Origin of the sequence: Paenibacillus sp. sptzw28, from assembly GCF_019550795.1 — a bacterium.
Classification (GTDB): domain Bacteria; phylum Bacillota; class Bacilli; order Paenibacillales; family Paenibacillaceae; genus Paenibacillus_Z.
This window is the reverse complement of sequence record NZ_CP080545.1, coordinates 1231848-1254942: the sequence shown is the minus strand read 5'-3', so window position 1 is coordinate 1254942 and position 23095 is coordinate 1231848. Positions and strand designations below refer to the sequence as shown.

General features: G+C 48.4%; 21 protein-coding genes. 5 read left to right on the top strand and 16 right to left on the bottom strand.

Going from position 1 to position 23095, the window contains the following annotated elements; all coding sequences use genetic code 11:
- Positions 1–154 precede the first annotated feature (154 nt).
- Positions 155–2476: an AraC family transcriptional regulator gene (locus KZ483_RS05835; RefSeq protein ID WP_220351764.1), complete on the top strand. Its 2322-nt coding sequence runs from the start codon at positions 155–157 to the stop codon at positions 2474–2476.
- 70 nt (positions 2477–2546) lie between these two features.
- On the opposite strand, the gene KZ483_RS05830 is transcribed toward KZ483_RS05835, so the two are convergent.
- The 15 genes from KZ483_RS05830 to KZ483_RS05760 form a co-directional block, all read right to left on the bottom strand.
- Positions 2547–4169, bottom strand: a complete 1623-nt coding sequence (locus KZ483_RS05830) for an extracellular solute-binding protein (protein ID WP_220351763.1) — start codon at positions 4167–4169, stop codon at positions 2547–2549.
- 35 nt (positions 4170–4204) lie between these two features.
- Positions 4205–5113 (bottom strand): carbohydrate ABC transporter permease, encoded by a 909-nt coding sequence (locus KZ483_RS05825; RefSeq protein ID WP_220351762.1) that lies wholly within the window; start codon positions 5111–5113, stop codon positions 4205–4207.
- A gap of 19 nt (positions 5114–5132) precedes the next feature.
- Positions 5133–6068: an ABC transporter permease gene (locus KZ483_RS05820; protein WP_397376185.1), complete on the bottom strand. Its 936-nt coding sequence runs from the start codon at positions 6066–6068 to the stop codon at positions 5133–5135.
- Between the two features lie 347 nt (positions 6069–6415).
- A complete protein-coding gene (locus tag KZ483_RS05815; RefSeq protein WP_220351760.1) occupies positions 6416–7948 on the bottom strand; it encodes an ABC-F family ATP-binding cassette domain-containing protein in 1533 nt (510 codons plus the stop codon).
- 646 nt (positions 7949–8594) lie between these two features.
- The gene (locus KZ483_RS05810; protein WP_220351759.1) at positions 8595–9032 is read right to left on the bottom strand and encodes an HD domain-containing protein; all 438 of its coding nucleotides are present in this window, start codon (positions 9030–9032) and stop codon (positions 8595–8597) included.
- 62 nt (positions 9033–9094) lie between these two features.
- Entirely contained in the window at positions 9095–10357 is a 1263-nt protein-coding gene (locus KZ483_RS05805) for a stalk domain-containing protein (RefSeq protein ID WP_220351758.1), read from the bottom strand.
- 122 nt (positions 10358–10479) lie between these two features.
- Positions 10480–11139 carry an SIMPL domain-containing protein gene (locus KZ483_RS05800; RefSeq protein WP_220351757.1) on the bottom strand — a complete coding sequence of 220 codons (660 nt, stop codon included), beginning with the start codon at positions 11137–11139 and terminating at the stop codon, positions 10480–10482.
- A gap of 199 nt (positions 11140–11338) precedes the next feature.
- Positions 11339–12343 (bottom strand): LLM class flavin-dependent oxidoreductase, encoded by a 1005-nt coding sequence (locus KZ483_RS05795; RefSeq protein WP_220351756.1) that lies wholly within the window; start codon positions 12341–12343, stop codon positions 11339–11341.
- A gap of 420 nt (positions 12344–12763) precedes the next feature.
- Positions 12764–13033, bottom strand: a complete 270-nt coding sequence (locus KZ483_RS05790; protein ID WP_220351755.1) for a hypothetical protein — start codon at positions 13031–13033, stop codon at positions 12764–12766.
- Positions 13034–13087: 54 nt separating this feature from the next.
- Complete coding sequence (locus tag KZ483_RS05785) at positions 13088–13507, bottom strand: ester cyclase (protein ID WP_220351754.1); 420 nt, start codon at positions 13505–13507, stop codon at positions 13088–13090.
- Positions 13508–13806: 299 nt separating this feature from the next.
- Positions 13807–14397: a TetR/AcrR family transcriptional regulator gene (locus KZ483_RS05780; protein WP_220351753.1), complete on the bottom strand. Its 591-nt coding sequence runs from the start codon at positions 14395–14397 to the stop codon at positions 13807–13809.
- 79 nt (positions 14398–14476) lie between these two features.
- A complete protein-coding gene (locus KZ483_RS05775) occupies positions 14477–15508 on the bottom strand; it encodes an alpha/beta fold hydrolase (protein ID WP_220351752.1) in 1032 nt (343 codons plus the stop codon).
- A gap of 261 nt (positions 15509–15769) precedes the next feature.
- Complete coding sequence (locus KZ483_RS05770) at positions 15770–15991, bottom strand: DUF2905 domain-containing protein (protein ID WP_220351751.1); 222 nt, start codon at positions 15989–15991, stop codon at positions 15770–15772.
- Positions 15992–16083: 92 nt separating this feature from the next.
- Positions 16084–16956 (bottom strand): SDR family oxidoreductase, encoded by an 873-nt coding sequence (locus tag KZ483_RS05765; RefSeq protein ID WP_220351750.1) that lies wholly within the window; start codon positions 16954–16956, stop codon positions 16084–16086.
- 29 nt (positions 16957–16985) lie between these two features.
- On the bottom strand, positions 16986–18191 hold the full coding sequence (locus tag KZ483_RS05760; protein WP_220351749.1) for a stalk domain-containing protein: 1206 nt from the start codon (positions 18189–18191) through the stop codon (positions 16986–16988).
- Between the two features lie 151 nt (positions 18192–18342).
- Here KZ483_RS05760 and KZ483_RS05755 point away from each other — a divergent pair, with 151 nt between their 5' ends.
- Positions 18343–18747, top strand: coding sequence for a winged helix-turn-helix transcriptional regulator (locus KZ483_RS05755; RefSeq protein WP_397376184.1), 405 nt, complete (start codon positions 18343–18345; stop codon positions 18745–18747).
- 135 nt (positions 18748–18882) lie between these two features.
- On the opposite strand, the gene KZ483_RS05750 is transcribed toward KZ483_RS05755, so the two are convergent.
- The gene (locus KZ483_RS05750; protein WP_220351747.1) at positions 18883–20352 is read right to left on the bottom strand and encodes a serine hydrolase domain-containing protein; all 1470 of its coding nucleotides are present in this window, start codon (positions 20350–20352) and stop codon (positions 18883–18885) included.
- 207 nt (positions 20353–20559) lie between these two features.
- Here KZ483_RS05750 and KZ483_RS05745 point away from each other — a divergent pair, with 207 nt between their 5' ends.
- Genes KZ483_RS05745 through KZ483_RS05735 form a run of 3 tightly spaced genes read left to right on the top strand, consistent with a single transcriptional unit; the run spans position 20560 to position 23046 of the window.
- Complete coding sequence (locus KZ483_RS05745; RefSeq protein ID WP_220351746.1) at positions 20560–21321, top strand: prolipoprotein diacylglyceryl transferase; 762 nt, start codon at positions 20560–20562, stop codon at positions 21319–21321.
- A gap of 2 nt (positions 21322–21323) precedes the next feature.
- Positions 21324–22763: a radical SAM protein gene (locus tag KZ483_RS05740; RefSeq protein WP_220351745.1), complete on the top strand. Its 1440-nt coding sequence runs from the start codon at positions 21324–21326 to the stop codon at positions 22761–22763.
- Entirely contained in the window at positions 22747–23046 is a 300-nt protein-coding gene (locus tag KZ483_RS05735) for a hypothetical protein (protein ID WP_220351744.1), read from the top strand. The genes KZ483_RS05740 and KZ483_RS05735 overlap by 17 nt, the downstream gene beginning before the upstream one ends.
- Positions 23047–23095: the final 49 nt, after the last annotated feature.

The window sequence follows — 23095 nt, the reverse complement described above, 5'->3', positions numbered from 1 at the left end:
ACTTCTCCTTCATTTTTATGCAAATTTCGAATGTAATAATATTAAATTTTATCAACATCCTGCGTACTATGTTCAATATTTTTTTATTTGGTATGATTAACAATGACAGGCATTCATGAATTTTTTGTAAACCCGCTTACGGGAGGCAGAATCAATGAAACGGAATTATTTCAAATCCAACCTGTTTTTAAAATATATCGGCTCATATCTGCTCATTTTGCTCATTCCCCTCGTCTTGATCACGGTGTTCATCTATCAGAACGCGGTCAGCAATCTTCGAGCCGAAATCGAGCGCTCACACCTTGGCCAGTTGACACAGGCGAAGACGATCATTGACGGCCGCATGAAGGAGTTGAACGAAATTGCCTCGCGCATTTCTTATGACGAGAGGCTGACGCCGTACCGGGTTCACGATCCGTATTATAGCAGGGAGGCGATCGCCGCTCTGGACCAATACAAAGCGACAAGCTCCATCATCGGCGAAATGTTCCTGTATTTTCATCACGATGATCGGATTTACTCGTCCGAAGGAATGTCCAGTCTGGATGTGTTCGCACGAAAGTATAGCTTCCATAATTGGAGCCGCGCAAATCTTATTCAGGACTTGAACAGCATCCATTTCCCGACGATGCGCCCGGCCGATCTAGTGAAGCGCAGTTCTTCTTTACAGCAATCAATCGTAGCCTATCTCGTTCCGATAACGCCAAACAACCCGAATCCGCATGGGATGGTGATGTACCTGATTGAAGAAACCGAGCTTACCGGCTTGATCGATTCCATTCTTGGTAATTACAAGGGGCTTACTTATATTTTCGATAATAAGGGACAAGTGCTTGCCGCCAACCGTCAGGGCGAAACCTTGACGAATGCCGAGGCCGGCTCGTTGTTTGCGCTGAATCCGGGCATACATAGTCTGACTTTAAACGGCAAGGCGCATTCCGTTGTATCGGTCAAATCGGCAAATAACGGCTGGACGTATGTAACCCTTATGCCAAGCGCCCAGTTTTTCAGCAGCGTATTGCATGTACGCAGTTTCATTGTCGTGCTGTTTTCTATCGTGCTGCTCGTCGGGGCTGCGATTGCGCTCTTGATGGCCAGAATTCAGTACCACCCGATATCCGCTCTGGCCGAGTTTGCAAATTCCAAGTCCAAATCCAAAAGACCGAATCATTCATCCGGTGAAAACACCCGTCCCGAGAATGAGCTCGACCGGATCCGGTTGACCCTCCAGGAATACAGCTCCCGGGCTGACCTGCAAGAGCCTTATGCGCGCAACCACTTTCTGCTCATGCTTCTGAAGTACGGCGGCACCCAGAGCCTGTCTCCAGACCTCCTTGATACCTTTGACATTCAATTCGACCGTACTCACCATTTCCTTATGGTAATGGGACGGGATGAAATTCCAGGCAGACAGGAGGGCCTGCATAATTGGCAGTCTATTATCCAATTGCGCGCCGAGGCTGAGCTGCCCGAACTGGGCGCCCACGCGTACTGTGTTGAGCTGCCGGATCCGGATAGGCTGGCGATCATTGTGAGCTTTAACCTTAGCGACGCCATTGTGGAATACGACCATATGAGCCGTATTGTTGAAACGATGCGAAGCAATATCCTAGAGATTTTCAGTGTCAGTGTCAGACTGACTATTGGAGTCGGCAGCTGTTATGCAAGCTCCAGCCAGCTGAATCAGTCTTTTATCGAAGCCTGCTCCGCGTTCAACCGTATGTCCACGGGGAATGGCAGCATTACTTTTTTTGAGAAGGTGCCCTATGCACCGGAGCAAACCTTCTGGATTCCCGCCAATATGCTGCTTAAACTATCGCACAGCTTAAAGCAAGGCAGTTACGATGTTGCAGCACAGGTGATCGGCGAAGCCATAGAAAATGTTCGAGCTTCCGGAATATCCGTCATGTACATTCGCTGCATCGGCTTTGACATCCTGAATACGATGCTGAAGACAGCCGCGGAGCTCGGCATCCATCATCTAACACCGGATATTCCGCACATCTCCACCTTTCAATCCTTGAGTGAATTGGAGCGCAGTCTCGTGAATCTCGCTTCCAGGATATGCGAGCAGGTCGAGCGGAATATGAGAAAGGAAGAATACTCTCTCATGGATGAAATCACAGCCTACATCGATAATCATTATAGGGATCATACGCTCAGCCTGGACACGATATCCTATGAGTATGCGATCTCTCCGTCGTATTTCAGCCGTTCATTCAAAGAGAAAATGGGCATAAACTTCATCCAGTACATTTGGCAGAAACGAATGGAAGAGGTCATGCACCTGCTCAAAACAACGAACGAGCCGTTAAAAAGCATCATCACGCAGATTGGCTATCTCGATACCCCGAATTTTATCCGTAAATTCAAGAAAGAAACCGGTCTAACGCCCGGCCAATACCGCAAGCTGTATTCGGACACCAGCAATGAAACCGCAGCCGGTGATGAAGAAGCTTTCGGTGAAGACATGTAATGACTGACGCTTCTTCGCCCGGACACGGACCTGCGTGACCGGGCGAAGGAGCTTTTATATTAACGGACGCTTATTGACCTGAACCCGATTTGTTCCAGCGGTCGTAGGCAGCCTGATAGATTTCCGCAATACGTTCGCCGCCCATTTTTGCAATCTGGCTCTTATACTGATCCCAGTTTGAGAGCGGCTCTTGCCCCGTTACGAACTTCGCTTCCATCTGCTTCACGTAGGTGTCCAAATCGGAGAGCAGTGAAGAAGCCTCGGTTTGTTCCGCTTCCGTCAGGAATACGTGAGGATAAGGCGGCTTGGCAAACGGTACGAGCTTCTCCGCGGTTTCCTTGTCAATCCACTGGTCGAAATCTCCCCGCAGTCCTTTGGCAAGCTCGCTGCTGCTTATCCCCGGAGCCACGATCCCGTAATTCGGTGTGAGCGTGCTCCGGTATTCTTCACGGTCGCCGCCGCCGGGAACCGGCAGCCATTCCTTCACATGATTTTGCTTGTCTTTAAATTTCCACAGCACGTTCTCCGGTCCTTGTCCGAACAGCGTTGCACCGTCGTAGCCGTACAGATAGTCGACCCAGCGCATCGACGCTTCCGGATCCGGATTGGTGCTCGTTATGGCGAATGTGCCATTTGACGAAATACCGGGATGCTTGCCGTAGACCGGCGAACCGGGCACTTCGCTCTTGACGGGCTTCATAAGCGGATTGCTTCCGTCAGGCTCGCCGCCCAGCGTGAAATATGGGAACCAATCGGAGAACAGTGCAACCTGGTTGTTCTTCCCTTTCGCTTTCTTCTGATCGTCGGTTTGGGAGAACGTCTCTTTATCGAGCAGCCCTGCCGTCCAGAGACGGTTCAAGAAAGTCAAATACCCTTTGTAGCCTTCCTCCTGCGGCGTATAGTGCACTTTGCCATCCTTATCCGCATAAATCTGTTCGTCGTAAATCCCCCAGAAACCGAGCATGAACATGCGGATATCGTCCAGCTTGACGGATGTAAGCGGAATTTCATCCGGCTTGCCGTTCCCGTTCGGATCTTCATCCTTGACCCGCTTAAGATAAGCGAACAGCTCTTCCGTCGTTTCAGGCAGCGCCTTTACGTTCAGCGCCTTCAGAAACTTGCCGTTGTACCACATCGGACCGCGGTACCAGACCGCAGACAAATCAATGTACGGCAGCGCATAGATGTGACCGTCATTGGTCGTGATCGATTTGCGCAGCTCCGGATGCTGATCCAATATTTTTTTGAGATTGGGCGCGTAATCGTCAATCAGCTTCTCAAGCGGAATGAGTACCCCTTGTGCGCCGTACGTCACCTGCTCCGCGGGCGTAAGATCAGCCGCATAGAAGATGTCCGGCAGGTCACCGCTGGCGAACACGAGGTTTTTCTTCGTGGCGAAGCTGTCCATCGGGGCATTCCGGAACTGCAGCTTGATGTTCGTCAGCTTCTCCAAGTCTTTGAAAACCGGCATATCGTCCCATTTTTGTACCCCTGCATCCGGGGCCATCATGGAGAGCGTGATCGGCTTGCCCACGATAGGAAAGCCTTCTTTTTTGACGTCCGACGTGACCGGTTTTTCCGTGCCGCTATCCGAACCGGCGGCTTCATTGTTCGTCTTGCTGCATGCGGCCAGCAGCGAAATAAGCAGCGCCAGGCACAGCCCTATAGCCCAGGTTTTTTGAAGCTTTTGCATGAAAATATTCCTCCCCTTATCGGTTTATGGACAGATCAGCCCTTAACTGAACCGATCATGACACCTTGCACGAAATATCGCTGTAGAAATGGATACACGGCAATGATCGGCAGCGTGGAAACGATGATGACCGCATATTTCACAAGAGCAGCCACCTCGGCTTTGCTGTTGAGCGCCGAAGCCATCGATGCATCCATCGCTCCGCCTCCTGCCGTCGATATTTCCTGGAGCACGAGGATTTGTCGCAAAATGAGCTGCAGCGGGTACTTCGATTCGTCGTTCAAGTAAATAAGAGCCGAGAAGTAGCTGTTCCAGTTCCCGACCCCATAGAACAGCGCCATAACGGCGATGATCGGCAGTGATAACGGAAGAACGATTCGAACGAACAGACGCAAATTGGAGCAGCCGTCGATCTGGGCCGCTTCCTGCAGCTCCTTCGGAATCGAATATTGAAAGAATGTCCGCGTTACTACGATATTCCAAATCGACGCAGCCCCAGGCAGAATAAGCGCCCACATGCTGTTGACCATCCCAAGGTCTTTGACCAGCAAATAAGTCGGCACCAGGCCGCCGCCGAAAAACATGGTCACCATAAACATCCCCATAAAGAAGCTGCGCCCGACAAAATCCCTGCGGCTCAGCGCATACGCTGCCGGCAGCGTGACGAACAGATTGACGCTCGTACCGACTGCCGTATATAAGATGGTATTGGCATAACCCGTCCAAATCTTCGAATTTTGAAACACACGCTCGTAGCCCTCGAATGTAATGCCCTTGGGCCACAGCCACATTTCACCTGATCCGACAAATTTGGGATTGCTGATTGAAGCGCTGATGATGTAAACGAGCGGATAGGCGACAATCAGGAAGGCCAGCGCCAAATAAATATAATTGCAAATCAGGAATACTTTATCCCGTCCTGTTTCTTTTACTGCGGATATCACCCGGCCTCACCTCCTTCTTCTACCACAAACTGTTCTCGCTTGTACGCCTTACAATCTGGTTTACCGCAACGAGCAGGATCGCGTTGACCACCGAATTGAATAAGCCTACAGCCGTGGAGAAGCTGTACTGGGCATCCAGCAGGCCCGAGCGGTATACGAAGGTCGAGATGACATCAGACGAATTCATGTTGAGCGGATTTTGCAGCAGCAGTATTTTTTCGAAGCCGACGCTGAGCATGCCTCCCATATTGAGGATCATCAGAATCGTCATCGTCGGAACGATTGCCGGAATATTAATATGGCGCAATCGCTGAAACCTCGAAGCGCCGTCGATGATCGCCGCTTCATGCAGCTGCGGATCGACTCCGGACAGTGCGGCGAGATAGATGATGGTCCCCCAGCCTGCACTCTGCCAGACTCCCGAGAGCACGTACATCGTCTTGAACCATCTCGGATCAGACAGTAAATCAGGCGCATTAAAGCCAAGCCATTCGATCATATGAATGATAATACCTGTCGATGGCGATAAAAAAGTGATGATCATCCCGGCCATTACGACGACGGAGATGAAGTGAGGTGCGTAGGTGACCGTCTGCACCGTCTTCTTGAAGAAGCCGCCTTTCACCTCATTAAAGGCAAGCGCCATTATGATCGGAATCGGAAATCCGACGGCCAGCTCATACAGGCTGATGCTTAGCGTGTTCCAAAGCAAATCCCAGAAGTAGTAGGAATTAAAGAAGCGTATAAAATGGTCGATACCGGTCCATGAACTCCCTATTATTCCTTTTGTCGGGACGAAATTTTTAAAGGCGATTTGAATGCCGTACATCGGACCGTAGCAAAAAATGAGAAAATAAAAAAACGCCGGCGCAATGAAGAGGTACAATTCCCAGTTTAGAAGCATTTTCTTCCAGACCGACTTTCTCTTTACGATCTGCGGGGACATACCGCCCATCAGGACTCCTTGCGAATCCTGCATTCTCTCACCCCTCTTCTTTAAATGGTTAACAGTTCGCTTGGTCATGAATTCACGTCTAGTAAGTTCGTGTTAGCGGTTACAACAAAGTGTATCGAACGGTTATGGGCACGTAAATATGTCGTTTTCAACGGCTAATTTAAGGGGAATGACGGTTTTGACAACGCGATATAACCGTTGGATGCACAGAAATGTGTCATTTTTGACCGGAAACGCCTTCGAACTTCTCTTAAAGCACAAAAATGGCCAACCGCCGCCTTGAAGGCAAACGATTGGCCGGATTCAAGATCAGGTAACTCAATTCCAGGAAGCCATCTCCGCGCCTGTTAACGCCAATTTTCTATGCGCCAAATTTGAGTCACCCAATCCTGGTAAAAGGAGGGCTCATGAGAAATGAGCACAACGGTCCCCTTGTATTTCTTGAGCGCATCTCTGAGCGACTCCTTCGCTTGGACATCCAGATGATTAGTCGGCTCATCCAGGAAAAGAACATTGCTGTTCACCAGCATTAATTCACATAGCCGCGCCTTCGCCTGCTCTCCGCCGCTCAAATTGTTAAGCGGCTGACGAATATGTTTTTCATTGAGTCCGGCCATCGCCAAGGTTTGCCTGATTTCCTTCTGAGTGAGGTCGGGGCGTAAGGACCACAATCGTTCCATCGGCGTTTCACTAGAGGTCGGATGTTCTTGGGCATAATAGACGGCTTGGACTCGTTCACCGAATTGCACAGTACCGCTTAAAGGCTTTACGTAGCCCAGTAATGTCTTCAGCATAGTGGATTTTCCGATACCGTTGTCACCGACGACCGCGATCTTCGCACCGCGCTTTATCTGCAGATCCAGCGGTCCGAACAGCGGCTTGGTGTAACCGATTTGAACCTGCTTAGCCTCTGCGATCAGGGTCACCGGTTCTGTGTGAACCGGGAACATAAAACGGGACTTAGCGGCCGATTGCGGCCTTTCAATGCGGTCTATTCTGTCCAACATTTTCTCCCGGCTTTTCGCTTGCCTCGCATTCCGGACACGATTCTTCTGTATAAAGCTCTCCAATCTGCCGATTTCCTTCTGCTGCCTTGAAAATGCCTCCTGCGTCTGTTCTTTATTCTGTTCATAGCTGCTGCGGAATGCATTGTAATTACCCGCATAACGTTTAATCGTTTGATGCTCCAGATGAAAGATCGCGGTGGTTACTTGATTCAGAAATCTTTCGTCATGCGAAACAACCAGATAGGCATGCTCGTACCGTTTCAGATATCCGGCCAGCCATTCAATATGCACGTCATCCAGATAGTTTGTCGGCTCGTCAAGCAGCAGGACATCCGGTTGTTCGAGCAAAAGCTTGGCGAGCAGCAGCTTTGTACGCTGACCGCCGCTCAGCCTGCTGACATCCCGGTCCCGGCCGAGCTCTAAAATGCCTAATCCTGCGGCCACTTCCTCAATATTTAGATCCAGATTATAAAATCCGCTGTGCTCCAGCCTATGCTGAAGCTTTCCGTACAGGGATAGTAGTGGCTCTATATCGCCTTCGAAAGAAGCCATTTTTTCCGCAGTCTCGAGCATTTTCCGTTCTATTTCATATAGATGCGCAAAGGCGCTCTGTAATGTTTGCATGACGGTGGTTCCTGCTTTCAGATCGATATGCTGCTGCAGGAAACCGGGCTTAACGGTGGGAAGCCACTCTATAGTGCCGGTATCAGGAATAATATCCCCCGCCAACACCCGCAGTAAAGTCGACTTGCCCGCCCCATTGCTTCCAACGAGACCGGCATGCTCGCCCCGAAGAAGCCTCATGCTGATATTACGAAAGATTTGTTTATCCCCATACGTGTGGGTAAGGTGTTCAACGGACAAAATACTCATCTTTGTTCTCTCCTTTTTCACTTCGCGTTCGAAGCCAACCGGGAGAGGCAAATAAAGAAGCAATAAAAAAAGGGTTAGGTGAACACACCCTCCCCATTACAATATCTCAATGTAAGAAGATAGGAATCGCGTTCTTTATCAACTGTTCTTCGGTTGGCTTAACCTTAAAAATGGGCAGACTTCTCCCGTCTAAGCCAATTTCCGAATTAAAACAGTCGATAAAAAGAACATTTCCTTCCTCCTCAATTCAATTTTTGTATGACACCTTGAAGTATACAATCATGTTTTTGGAATTGTCAAATACAGGATGCTAGCGTTATGCGATTTTCGCAGCACGAGCGATTCTTTATTTTATTTTAATATATTTATAGTAAACTTCATTAAGCGATGATTATTCTCCAGGATTGGATGATTCTTGCCGGACTCCAATCTATTCACTGTTGCTTATCCTTTCCTGGAATGCGCAGTTTGAGGATAGGTTCTTGGGGCCGTCATTTCTTGCGGAAAGAGGCAGCTTGACGCACAGGAAAACCGCCCGATGAAAACAAACCCATCTTTATGTTTTGTTCTTGGATTTCATCAGGACGGCACAGAACCCAGCGCGAAGGGCACTCGAGCTAATGGTCCGTGCGGGGCGCCAACCGTTTCACCTTGATTCACTGTCATAGCCTAGCAGCACATCCAGCGCTTTACTGTATTTCTTCAATCTTTCCTTATCCTTGACGCTCGGTTTTTTGATTCGACTCAAGTTCATATTATCCTGCAGATCGTACACCTTGACTCTGCGGGCCAGCGGATCTTTCTTAATGCGATAAATGAATTCCTCGTACGTTTCATTCTTACGCCGTGACAGACTGTCAACCGCTTCGACAATCTCGCCGCTAAACCCTTCGCTGCGCAGATCATCCAGCGTTAAATCCGTATCTTCTATGGTGTCGTGCAGAATGGCAACGATTTGTTCATCCTCCGTTATTCCCTTCAGCATCAGCCGGATCGGGTGGAAGATATAAGGATTTCCGCCTTTATCCTTCTGCCCTTCATGATGCTTGGCAGCCAGCACAATCGCTTTCGTTAAAGTCGACATATCGGACACCTCCAGGCATTTTCGCAAGAAAATGCAGCTTCGTAAGCAGTGCTTGACGTTTATTATTTCATTATAATGCTTTTCTGCATTTCCTTCATCGTTTGGTCTCCGATCAGACCCAGACGCCATACGGCAATGCCTTTCAGCGCATAGCGCTTTGCGAGACCGATTTTCCCGTTAATCGTCTGCGCATTTTCACTGCCCATGGATATTCCCAGCAGCAGCCTTTCCTTTGGAACTTCCTTAAGTGCCAGTTGGATCGCTTGATCTACGAGATTTAGCGGCTCGGGCCCTTTCTCATACGAATAATCGTAGGCCATAATGACAATCTCGTCCGCATGAGCGGCCAGCCCCTTATAATCGTAGCCCTTATAGGAACCGTTCAGCGGATGAAGCGCAAGCGTCAGCTTCAAATGAGCGGAATTTGCGCTTTCATCCAGCAGCCGCACAAATTCATTCAACGATTTCTGAACGGCGGGCAAATCCCCTGTCAGGCCAAGCCCCTCGAAATCAATCGTTATGCCTTCAAAATGCTTCTCCACCGCCAGTTCTACCATGCTTTCAATCGCTTTGGCGCGAAGCGATTCGTCTTCAAGCAGCTTGGTCAGCTCGCCGCTGCCGTCAGTGGCTACTACCATAAGCTGAGGCGAAGTGCCTCCCGCAGCGGTCTCATCCACGATCGCTTCCGGCGTCAAATTACCTGACGGCTTCGGCCAGTAGAAATCCTTGCCCGTAAGGGTTAAATTACCGCTGCCGTCAATTCGGCTCCATCCAAAAGAAACAGCATCGAAATTGCCGACATATTGTCGTTCGTCGAATGAAGATATCGCATAGAAGGTGGTCGTGTACATCTTCTCCGGCGGAGAAACGATCGATACGGTACGCGTTGAGCCGTCCCAGCTTACAGCAGCGCCGAATTGAGTGCCGAAGAAGCTGAGGGGGACAAGAATAGTGCCGTTCCTGGACATAGGCGCGACAGCGAGGAGAACTTGTTTTCCATTTACTGCTGCGCGTTTGTCGTTTTGACGCAGTGTAACTTTTATCACTTGTCCGCCGATGGTTTTGGAAGCGGTGATCGTTTGCGTCTTTGCCGTCCAGACGACCTCGATATGCAGCGCCTCGGCAATTGCGCGGAAAGGAACCATGGTCGTTCCCTTCGTTACCAAGGGAGCGGCCGGGAACTGCAGCGGATACCCATCCAGCAAAATCGTTGTTTCTTTCGGTTTATCGGAGGTTCCGGCAGCCGAAGCCACTGTTGTAAAACCGGAAAACAGCATAACTAATAAACATAAGAGCAGTGTGATTGTGTTTAATTGCCTCGTCATTTTCCCCAGTTCTCTCCCAATCTATCAATCTATTTTTTTCCATTATAGCAGTTAGAAGAGTCGAACAAAAGCTTCCAGAAAAATGGCAGTGAATATGCCGGAAATCATTCTCTCGATGCCAGCTAATACCGTACCCGAACAGCGGCATAAACGGTCAATTGTCCAGGTTCGATTGGCGTAACCGCTTTTTCCGCAAGAATGGAGGCTGTGAACGGGATGGGTTCATGAGCTCTCGGCAGCTCCTCGACTTGGGAAGGGTGTGCGGGAAGCGGTCTCCCGAGTGTATTCGCTATTGTCTGAGCCTTTCGCCGCGCATTTTGTATTGCAAGCGACAAAGCCTGATTCTCGTAAATCTCCGGCTTTGCTATCGTGAACCGGATACCGGTAACGGAGTTGGCGCCTTGGGAAACGGCAGTGTCAACCAGTAACCCTGTCTCTCCTACTCGATCGGTCGTAATTTGCAGAAGATGGGTAACTCTATATCCCCGAAAGATTTGTTTTCCATCTTGGTAATCGTACTCGGCCTCAATACGAAAATCTCTTGTTTGTATCTTCTCCCGCGGAATGTTTAACTTCAAGAAAGAATTAATGATATTCGTCAGGATATTTGCATTATCGGTTTGGACCGCTTGCAGGTTGGTACCTTCCGTTACAGCCCCTAATACTATTTCGACCTGGTTTGGAGCGGCGGATACCGCTCCCTCTCCGAGGACTTCGATAGAGGCAGCGTTTTTTTGTGAAGGATAATAATAATTAGCCCTGTAATAAGGATAATCGTACATCGCCGGACCCCTTTCCCATATCGACCTATAACCATTGTATGGGGACTTTATCCGTAAAATTCTTGTAGCGGTAGACTACGCGGCATCGCATTATAAAAAAAGAGCCCTAACGATCAAGCGATCGTCGAGGCTCATAGATTATTAGTCCGGCGCTTTAAGATGCCGTTTCTCTGTACCACCGGGGAACGGTTTTCTTCTCTCATCCAAGCCCGAACGCTTCAGCAAGCAGCTTATACGATCTTCGCTTCGCCTCGTAATCGTGAACGATCGTGGCGATCATAATTTCATCGGTCCCATATTCTTCAGCAAGACGGAGCAGCTGTTCCTTGACCGTATCTGGCGAGCCGACTACCATCCGCTTGCGGTTCTCCTGCAGCCGCTGACGTTCTATCGGCGAGTACGGGTAAGCTAGCGCTTGCTCAGGCGGAACCACGCCCCTTGTTAACCGGCCCTGCTCCAGCAGCACGAATTGATAGTCGAAGCTCGAGGCCAGCCGCTCCGCTTCGTCCTCCGTTTCAGCGCAGACTACGAAAATACTGACCAATGCCTTGGGCTTATCTCCCTGCAGGTCCGGCGTGAAGGTGTCCCGGTACTCCTTGACCGCGGCAGCACCCCCCGCTCCATTGATAAACTGTGCGAAAGCAAACGATACCCCTCGCTCCGCGGCCAGCATAGCACTGTCTCCGCTGGACCCGAGCAGCCATATTTCCGGAGCCGAGCTAACGGAGGGCACTGCTTTCAAGCCGGCAAAACGGTGTTCGCCCTGGTTGGAATCATGCAAATAATGAAGAAGGTCTTTGATCTGCTGCGGGTATTTGTCGATGCCGCCAATTTTCCCTTCCTGCAGCGCTCTTGTAGCAATCGGCATGCCTCCGGGAGCGCGGCCGAGTCCAAGGTCGATACGTCCCGGGTAAAGCGCTTCAAGCAGCCTGAAATTCTCGGCGACTTTATAGGCGCTGTAATGCGGCAGCATTACGCCCCCGGAGCCTACGCGAATGGAGGCTGTCTGCGCCGCTATGTGTGAAATAAATACTTCCGGACTGGAGTGTGCCAGGCTCGCCATATTATGATGCTCGGATACCCAGAAACGGTGGTATCCCAGCCGTTCTGCAAGCTGCGCCAATTTGACCGTTTCCTGGAGCGCCCTGGCCGCCGTGCTTCCTTCCGGCACTGGTGACTGATCGAGTACGCTTAACCGTAACATGCAGACAAACACCTCCCAATGTCTTTCTAGTAATCATAAACAAACGGAACGATGATCGCAAACAACCGGGCCGCTATTTCCCGCAGCTCTAACCGTTCATCCATACCAAACCTTGGAAATTTAAACTATTAAAAAACCCGAGGTGATAGGATGAGTCAGTTGACTGCCGCGGCACTGCGTATAGGTGCATCAAGAATATTCAATATATATCGCAAAATAGCCTCTGACCGCATGTTTGCCATCCGATTGGCAAGTGCGATCCGCCGAGTTGATCTGGCGGAAGTTGAGCGGTTGTTCCGCAAAACTGCACCGGGCTTTAACACCTTCAGTGTCAATTCATTCACCTTTATCATCGGCTTTCCCGCACCCCAGCCTGCGGACGAAATTTTCAATGATACCTCCCTGCAAGGAGGAGGCAGATTAACTGCGGCGGACTTGAGAAGCCTCTCGAAGCTGGTTCTTCCGCTTTACGCTAAGCTGGCCTCTAACGAAGCGTTTGCCCTGGAAATCGTTCAGGCGGCGAAAGCCGGAGACTCCGGCCGTCTCCGCAAGCTGATTGTCCCGCTTATTCCGGCCAGAAACCTGGCATCCGTCAGGGGAAGCAGCCAGGATCTTTCGCTTCGGATCAGACTGGACAACGGAGTAATCTTCCTTAGAAAAATAAGAGAGCTTGCTGGACCTAACGCTCAAGATGGGCGGGCGGTCTGCAAGCTCTGCGGTTTCGCTGAATGCAGGTATCATGTTTTAAGTTGTTGGTACCGCGCCGATTTGCTGAAGCAGCCCAAGCATATCAGGTTGTCCATATTCCTCTACGATTTGCCCGCCGGACAATCGGTAAAAATTCATAGCTTGCACCTCGATTGTATTTGTTGTCGCCGGGAAGCCGAAGAAAGTGCCTTGGTGTGTGCCGTGCATTGTGAACCGTACAGCCACCTTGTCCCCCTCTGCAACCATCTCCTCCAGCTTCCATTGTATATCGGGGAACCCGCTTCTCATCATCGCGATAATTGCGAGATAGCCTGAAGGCCCCCTCATCGGCTCGGTTTGTCCCGCGACATGGAAGATCGCATCCGGGGCGATGAGCTCTTCAGCAAGCTTCTCGCTGGCGGTGTTAATGAACACGGTAAAACGGTGCATCAGCTGTTTGTTGGTTTCTGAAGTCATAGTGTAACTCCCTTTCTGAAAAATTGTACTCATTTGTTGAGACGTCTTAGATTACGAAATCCAAGCTTTGCTTGATTATTGGTTAGACATCTAATTTTCTTGCAATCTAGTGCCTCGGTTCCTAAACAGGTGCATTAAATCTTTGCAGCAGATTCTCAAGGACGTTGCGGTTAATTAGTGAGGCTGCATTCCTTTTTATAATTAATTCATTATAGTTTGATATCTAAGTAATGTCAAATTGACATGGGGGAATCACGAAGGATACAACTCACCGGATTTTAAGGCGTTCGGACCTATCGTTACTTCATCAAAACGCGCATTAAAAAATCAGCACTGGGCATTCCGTGCTCCTCCTGCTCCACTTCCTCCACTATGAGCGAATTGACCATGTAGATGTACCAGGACAACAGCTTTAATGGGTCCCCCGCGGAGAATTGTCCGGACTTCTGGCCGTTTATAAAAACCGGGAGCAAGTGTTTAAGTAAACTATCAACCGGATTTTGTTCAAGAATCCGCGCAGCCTCCTCCGGGATTATCCCCTCCTTGCGTGCCCTCAGCATGAACATAAAAGCAAACTTATTGTTCTCGTCAAGCATGTCTTCGGTAAATGCTTTGATTTGTTCAACAGGCGATCCGGGCAACAATTGAGCGTTTCCGGTTTCTTTCCTCGCTTCCTCCAATAACTCCTGAACAAGTGCGGTGAAAAGCTCATCTTTAGATTTGAAATAACGGAAAATAAGTCCTTCGCTGATGCCCGCTTCAGCAGCGATGACGCTCGTTTTCGTTCCTGCATATCCGTGGCGGGCGAATATTTTTAGCGCCGCTTGCTTAATTTGCTCTCTTCGTTCCTCGCGGATCTGATCCAATTGTTGTTTGTTTAATGGTGACAATGAGCCTCGATCTCCGATCTTTTGAAGATATTATTCTCATTGTATCATGAAATGTATAGGTCATCCCAACTGCGGATGGTTAACTATCGACGGTTACGAGCGGAGCCACAAGGCGGAGTAGTTCCTCCAGAAATTGCTCGGGCCGGGCAAAACACGCCAGGTGGCCGGCATTCCTTATAAGTACAAATTCTTTGTAAGAAGCTTCAATCTCGTCAAAGTACGCTTTTGCCGTTGCAGTCGGCGTTATGATATCTCTGTCGCCATGAAAAACAAAGAAGGGGAGCTCAAAGCGCAATCCAACTTTGTCGAAGTCAAAAGTGATCAATTCGCCAAATAAATGATCGAGAGAGAAGCTCATTCCTTTAAAAATATGTATGATATCGCTCATTTTATGTTCCGGAGATGAGAGCATCGACGGCAAAAAGAGGTCCATAATCATATTCGGAACGTCTCTGACCGCTTTGACCATATATTGATTCCTTTTTTCAAAATCTTTGCGGCTCCAGAGGGATGGCTCCGGCCCCATTTGCTCAACAAGTCGGACTGCCTTCGAATTGCCTGCATGGCGGAAAGCGTCCATCGCCAACTGGTACGTAAGATGCTGAGGATCCGGGGAATTCTGGTCTGTACCGACATAGGCATAGAAAAGATCGGGACGCTGTTTCGCCATCATAATTCCGGTCAGGCTTCCTACCGAACTGCCGATTAGGATCACTTTCTGATGTCGTAGTTTGCTGCACAGGTATTCCGCCAGTTCTATTCCGTCTTCAACGAGGCGGTTGAAAGAGATGGTTCCGCTTCCTTCCTTTCCGTTCCTGGAGTATGTTTTGCCAGCACCTCGCTGATCCCACTGAACGATTGTAAAGTGTTTCTCCCAATTACGCAACAACGGGCTGAAAACGGAATACGTGGAAGCAGGTCCTCCATGGATCAGCATTAATACAGGATTATTGCAGTCCTCCCCGCGTATCGTTACCCACTGATCAATGCCTCCGAGGGTTACGTAACGGCTTTCAACTATACGATTAGCCGTATTGATATGTAGTTTTCGTGCGTTAATACGCTGATTTCGTTTACGCAGGAATAAATCCGGCAGAATATTCGTTTTCAATTATTTCATCTCCTTTATTAAATAGAGGAAAAGTCTTGAGTGAGTTACTCACTCATCAAAAGATTAAGCCATTTTCCGCCCATTGTCAACTCCATTTCTATCTTGTTCTTGTTCGTCATTTGTCGAAAGAAAAGCCCAAAAAGGCCGCAACAGCATGCCTCTTGGCATCCTGTCACAGCCCTCCAGCCCGCGCCCGACGCGGCCTCTTCGCTCTTACACGTCGCCCTGAGCGATCGGATACTCTGCCTTTCACGTATATGTCTACTTGAAAAACCAGCGGGCAATATACGCGATTAGCGATAAAACAACACTGATCACAATGCAGGTAACGATCGGGAAGTAGAACTTGAAATTCCCCTTCTCCACAGATATATCGCCGGGCAGACGACCGAGGTGGATGAATCTGCCGAGCACCGTCCAAAGCAGGCCGACGATAATCAGAACGGCCCCTGCGGTAATAAGAAGCTTCGGAATATTAGTCATAAGAGAATCCCTTCTGCGGCTATTGATACGTTTATTATATGCAAAAAAATAACATAATAAAAAACTTTTCCGCGAGTTCGGGATGCACATATCTAACCCTGCAAAGCTTGCCTTACCGTTTCTTCAAGAGGAGTAAGTGTTCCGATGAGATTCTTCAGGTCGTCCGAGGTTCTCGATGTTTCACCTTCGGAAACCCCTTGATAAATTCCTGCAATCATGTCAGCTACCGGCTCAGGGAGCCCTGCCTGTAGGAGCATACCCTTCTGTTCTTCATAAGAAACGGGCTGATATACAACGTCCTTGCCGGCAACCTTCGAAATAATTTGGGCCAGATCGCCAAAGGTCCATGTTTCATTGGAAACGAGGTTATAAGACTTGTTTTCATGTCCATTCCCGGTGAGCACCGCGGCCCCGGCCAAAGCGAGATCACTGCGGGTCGCCGTATTGACGGTACCGTCTGCCGCATTTGCAACCAGAGCGCCGAACTGCAGGGCAGCACCTACTGCGTCAGGGCTCACGAACACCTCGGTATATAGGGAATTGCGCAGGAATGTATAGGGAATGCCCGCACCGCGAATGGCTTCTTCAGTGCTTACATGAGTGACGGCGAGGGGCAGCTTGGACTGCTCACCAAAGGCGTATCCGTAATAAATGATATGGCCCGCTCCAGCCTCCTTGGCAGCCTGTATGACGTTTGTATGCTGAGCCATGCGCAGCGTTTCGTCGTGAGCGTCAGGACTTGGGACGAAGAGAATTTTGGAAGCCCCGGCAAAAGCTTTCTCGAGTGAAGCCCGGTCGTTATAATCTCCCTGTCGGAGTTCTAATCCAAGCTCCGCCAGATGAGCGGCCTTCTTTAAATCCCGGACAACGGCCACGATTTGATTTGCGGGTATTTTTTTGGCCAGAAGATGCCTCACCGCGAGACCTCCGAGTTGACCTGTAGCTCCTGTAATGACAATAGACATGTTGGACTTCCTTCCCTTCATTTTTAATTTTAGAATTTACCGTTCGTATTCTTCCATTGATCTTGTGGCGGCACGGCCTCGAAAATATCCCAATGCTCGGCGATTTTTCCGTTTTCCACCCGGAAAAGGTCATAGACCGCAGCAGTATTGCCGCCCATATTCACTTCACTTACAACTAAAACAAAATTACCCTCGCCTATCACCATGTGAATTTTATCGTAGCTGGAGCTGAAACCCTGCTCGGCCATTGTCCGAAATGCCTTCATGACTGTCGCCAAGCCATCCCCAACCATAGGGTTATGCTGGATATAATTGTCGCCGTCGTAATAGCCGGGCATCGCTTCAATGTTCCCGCCCACCAGAACATCTTCTACGAATTTTTTGACTAAAGCCTTGTTTTTATCCGTCTTATCACGGTCTGTAATCTCGGTCGAACCGTCAACCATCGTATGACCGCTCGGATTGGGTGCAGCCAAATCCTGAATGTTGTCCCAATGCTCGACGATCTTCCCGTTTGAAAATCTGAATATGTCAAAGACCGCCTTGGACCCGAAGAGATTAACCTCCGAATGAACGGCTACATAATCTCCGTCCTGGATTACCCTTTTGACATCATATTTCACGCCGGCGCTTTTGAGCTGCCGAATTGCGGCGATAGGAGCCTCCTTGCCGCTGGGGAAGGCAAGATTATGCTGTATATATTTGTCGGGGCTAATCCATTTCTCCATGGCTGTCGGATCGCCGGTTTCAAAGCTCTTCAGAACCTCGACCGCTTTTGCCTTATTGCTTGTTGAAATGTGCACCGATTTGGTGGAAGCGTCCCATGTTACTTGTTTGCCCAAGGTTTGTTTGATTAACTCCGCAGGGACATATAATTTTCCGCTTCCGGAGATTTTCGGCGCAGTAGCCAGAGTTATCTGCTTATCGTTTACAAACGCTTTTTGGCTGCCTTCACGGATAAAAATCTTGTTTCCGTTATAGTGGAACGTGACGCTTCTTTCCCCCTTATTCCAGATAATGTGTTCGTTGTCATTCGGAATACCCAGCTCCGGCGCTACGGCTCTGAACGGCAGCAGAACACGATTATTTTGCATGACCGGATCATCCGCATAAGTTCCCTGCTGTCCGTCGATTACAATTTTAATATTTGCTTTGGCATCGGCGGCAAAGGCGGATGTCGTGCAAGAAAACAGTAACAGTCCGGCTAACGAGATAGAAGCGATTTGCTTTTTCAAACGAAAATAACCTCCTCAGTGATAGATATGTAACTCAAACAGTTACAACTTGACGCAAAAAAAATTACTACTCACTCCCTATTCGGTTAACTATTTGCTACAATATTAAAGTAAAGGATACTCATAATAAAAACAAGTACTATTATTTTTCATAGATAGTATTAAAAAACATACTATTGGAGGAAACGTGATGTCGAAGTATGGGGAAGAATTCATGAAGTGTCCTATATTTACAACACAAAGCTTAATCGGAGGGAAATGGAAGGTTTTTGTATTGTGGATGCTCCATGATGGGCCAAAACGATTCAGTGAGCTGCAGAAGACGCTGCCGCAGGTGACCCAAGCGATGCTGACCAATACCCTTAGAGATCTCGAGGGCGATGGATTGATTCACCGCGAAGTTTACCGGCAGGTCCCGCCGAAAGTCGAATATTCGCTTACGCCGATCGGTCTCAAGCTCATCCCCATATTGCAGCTGTTAGTGGAATGGGGAATTGATTATATGGAAACTTCCGGCGAAACGACGTCTGAATTGACAGTTGCAGACAAGAATTAGGATAGCACTCGCGCCATTCACGTTACTGCTGCCGTCACCAAGACCTCAGGGGAGGTGCACTTAAGGTCTTTTCTTATTCACGATAAACCGATTGGTCTAAGGGCAGCGATTATATTATGCATTAAGACTGCATTATCAAACAGTGCGTTTAAGCGCATCAGTTCGGTGGTTATGCGGATCCAAATGAGTTAGCCTTAGTCGTCCATTTGGTTCAATTCGGAATTCTACCCGTTCTTCAATGTGCAATGTAATGCATGTCAGGGAGTTATCTTGTTTAGAGACCGGAACGATTTCGTACTTAAACCATGCACCCTTATTTTTTTGCATAAACAAGTAAATAGCATCATCTTCATAGGTTACTACAACGGTTTTTGTAGGGTCGATGCCGTATTCGTAAAATATTTCGTAGAACAATCCGACGGCGAATTTAGGATTATCGATACTTGTTAGTTTATCCAAGGCTTCTCTTAACTGTGCCTCTTCTACGGAGTCTTTACTATTGGTCTCTTCACCAGTGTTATATATTCCGGCATATTTTCTTAATTCATCGGAGGCTATACTTATCCGCACGACGGGATTAGGCGGAACGACTTCTTCACCCATCACTATTTTCGCCAAACGCTCACAAATGACGTCTACAGGCGTCAGGTTCACATTACTCAATACAATTATAGTGATATTCTCGTCTATATAGCGATTAAACTCCGAATAGAAACCATTCATTGTCCCGTTGTGCCATACCCGTTTTCTTGTCTTGTTGTTGATGAATTGTTCTGTTACGACCCAACCGCAGCTGCCGAATGGTGAGGTATTACTCCCGAATAGCTGCTCCCATTTCTGCTGACTGAGTATTCCGTCCCTGGATAAAGCCTTGTCCCAGAGATAAAGATCCTCGACTGTGGAATACATCCCTCCGGCTCCTGCATGCAATGAAATGTCAACATATTCGGTTGGGATGATACCCTTATATATCGAGTAACCTGAAGCTGAATGCTTCAGAAGCGTTCTACCGTCGTCAACCCCCGTATTTCTCATATTCAAAGGGCTTAAGATACTATTTGTTATATATTTTTGATACGAAATTCCTGAAACCTTTTCGATGATGTAACTTAACAAAATGAAGGGTGAACTTGTGTAATTGCAGCCATCTCCCGGAGTAAATTGCAGCGGTTTATCTTTAAACGATTCAATTGTTTGCTCGGTAGTAGAATAAAGTCTCATCGTCTTTTCCCAATAGAGAGGGAAAGACGAATAATCTGGAATTCCTGATGAGTTTGTTAGTAAATGATGTATGGTTATGATGTTTCCGTTGGGATAGTCCGGTATGTACAAACTGATTGGATCATTGTCATTAAGTAACCCTTGATCCTGTAACTGGATTATAGCTATTGCAGTGAAGCTCTTGGTTATTGCACCGAGACGAAACTTCGTTGTTGATGTGTTTCGTACATCATGCTCAAAATTGGCCATACCAAAACCTTTACTCATTAATGTCCGGTTTTCCTCGGCAACCAGTACCGCACCATTGAAATATCCTTGATCCGCTAATGTATTCATGTAAGTATTTAACTTTTCGCTTACTTCAGTGTGGGCAGATGTTTTCATTTTTGTCCCCGATTCGTAATTAATAGTGCTTCCTAGCGAGTAAAAAATTGGTGAGTGTGAATGTAATCATAACCAAGGTTGTTGATATAGTCTAAGGATAATACATTTTAAAATTACTTTACCACCGCTTGTGGAAATAAAGGATTATCAATTGCCTCTATCGAAAGTGTAGAAAATAAACCCATAATAAAGAAACCGGAGATCGCGATGACCTTCCCTATTTGGATCAATCTTGGCTTTATAAAGCTGCATCCTCATGCGGTATTTGAAGCGCTCGCATATTTTATAGGCTTTCGAGTGTACCTCTACACCCGCAGCAAGGATAAGCTTCCGATGGTGCAGGCCATATGGATAATTGTAGGGGCCATTCTAGGAGCCGCCATCGGGTCTAAAGTATTGTATTGGCTGGAGGACCCCGTGCGGACGATCGAAAACTGGAGCAGCTACACCTATTTAATGGAGGGCAAAACGATAGTCGGCGGACTGCTAGGCGGACTGATCGGCGTTGAGCTAATGAAGAAGCGTGTCGGCATTACCCGTTCCACTGGCGATGATATGGCGCTGCCGATTATGGTAGGCATGATTATTGGGCGCATCGGCTGCTTTATGACCGGGCTTAGTGACCATACCTACGGCATTCCAACATCTTGGATTACAGGCATTGATTTTGGCGATGGCATCCCCCGTCACCCGACACAGCTATATGAAATCGCTTTCTTGCTTATGCTTGGCGGAATGCTCTATCGGTGGAAAAAAAGAGCCGCATTTCCTGACGGAGCGATATTCCAGCTTTTTATGGCAGGGTATCTCTTATTCCGCTTGGCCGTCGATTTTATAAAGCCGACCCCTCATCTATATCTCGGGCTTAACAATATTCAGCTGGCTTGCCTCGCAGGGTTAATCTATTACTTTGCTTTGATATACCAGTGGCTGGGGCAACCGCTGCGCTCACATAGGAAGGAGTTGTAGCGATGACAACGAAAAACAGACCCTACATTTTCTACGAGCTGACGAACAGCATCTGTTCGAAATGTTTGCGCAAGGTCGAAGCTAAAGTCATCATTGAGGACAATCAAGTGTTTCTGCTCAAATATTGCGGACAGCACGGACGGGAAAAGGTACTGATTGCAAGCGACGCCGCCTATTATAAGAAATGCCGCGAATTCCTTAAGCCCGCGGAAATGCCGCAGCACTGGAACACACCGATCCGCTACGGCTGTCCATATGATTGCGGACTATGCCCCGATCATGAGCAGCATAGCTGTCTGACGCTGCTCGAGGTCACTGACCGCTGTAATCTGCAATGTCCGATTTGCTATGCAGAGTCTTCCCCGCACAAGGACTCGTGGCGCTCACTGGAGCAGATCGAGAAAATGCTCGATGCCATCGTCCGCAATGAAGGCGAACCTGACATTGTGCAAATTAGCGGGGGCGAGCCTACTATTCATCCGCAGTTTTTCGAAATATTGGACCTCGCCAAAAGCAAGCCAATCAAGCATATTATGTTGAACACCAATGGCCTCCGTATTGCTCAGGACCGGAACTTTGCCGAGCGGTTAGCCGAATATAGGCCCGGATTTGAAATTTACTTGCAGTTCGACAGCTTCCAGGAGGAGGCACTGCGAGAGCTTCGCGGCGTTGATTTGCGCGATGTTCGCCGCCGGGCTTTAGAGCATTTGAACGAATTCAATATTTCGACCACGCTGGTCGTTACGCTCAAAAAAGGATTGAACGATCATGAGATCGGCGACATTATTCAGTTCGGCCTGAAGCAGCCCGCCGTACGCGGTGTAACCTTCCAACCTATCCAAGCGGCAGGACGTTTGGAAGATTACGATCCGGCGAAGGACCGCTTGACCCTTAGTGAGGTGCGGCAAGCAATAATTGACCAATCCGGCATTTTTCGCCCAGAGGATATTATTCCGGTGCCATGCCACCCTGATTGTTTGGCCATGGGCTACGCCTTGAAGCTGGGCGGGGATGTGCTGCCGCTTACCGGATTAATGGACCCTCAAATATTACTGGAGGGCGGCCGCAATACGATCGTGTTCGAGCAGGATCAATCACTTAAGTCAAAAATATTCGAGCTGTTCTCGACTGCTCATTCCCCTGATTCTTCCGCGCTTTCGCTGAAAAACCTGCTATGCTGCTTGCCGATGGTCGCCGTGCCGGGCAACATTAGCTATGATAATGTATTCCGTGTCATCATTATGCAGTTTTTAGATCCATACAATTTTGATGTACGCTCCGTCAAAAAATCCTGCGTTCACATCGTACATCCGGATGGACGAATCATTCCTTTTGACACGTACAATATGTTCTATCGCGGTGATCAGGAGAAGAAGCTGGCTGAACTGAGAAGTGAATTTGACATGCGCCCGGGAGGTAAAATCAATGAGTGGAATGAATGAAGAGGAAAACAAGCAGCCAGACGTTTCGCCTTCTCGCAAATCGCCTGACCATGCCAAGCAGGTATGGCTCGGAATCGGGCTGTTGGCCGTGCTGCACTTACTGCTATTCCTTTTTCCTGCCGCCTTTTTCTTTATCAGCATCACGCAGCTCTTATACCTGATTCCTGCTATCCTTATTTTCCGTAAAAAAAGCGGTATCGTTCAAGGATTACTGATCGCCGCTGGCATTACTTTGCTGTTGAATGCTGCCTGCTTCGGTCTCGTACTTACTGGAAATTTTTAAAAATATTCATAATCCAGATGTGCTGACATCTTGAGAAAAATTAAATATT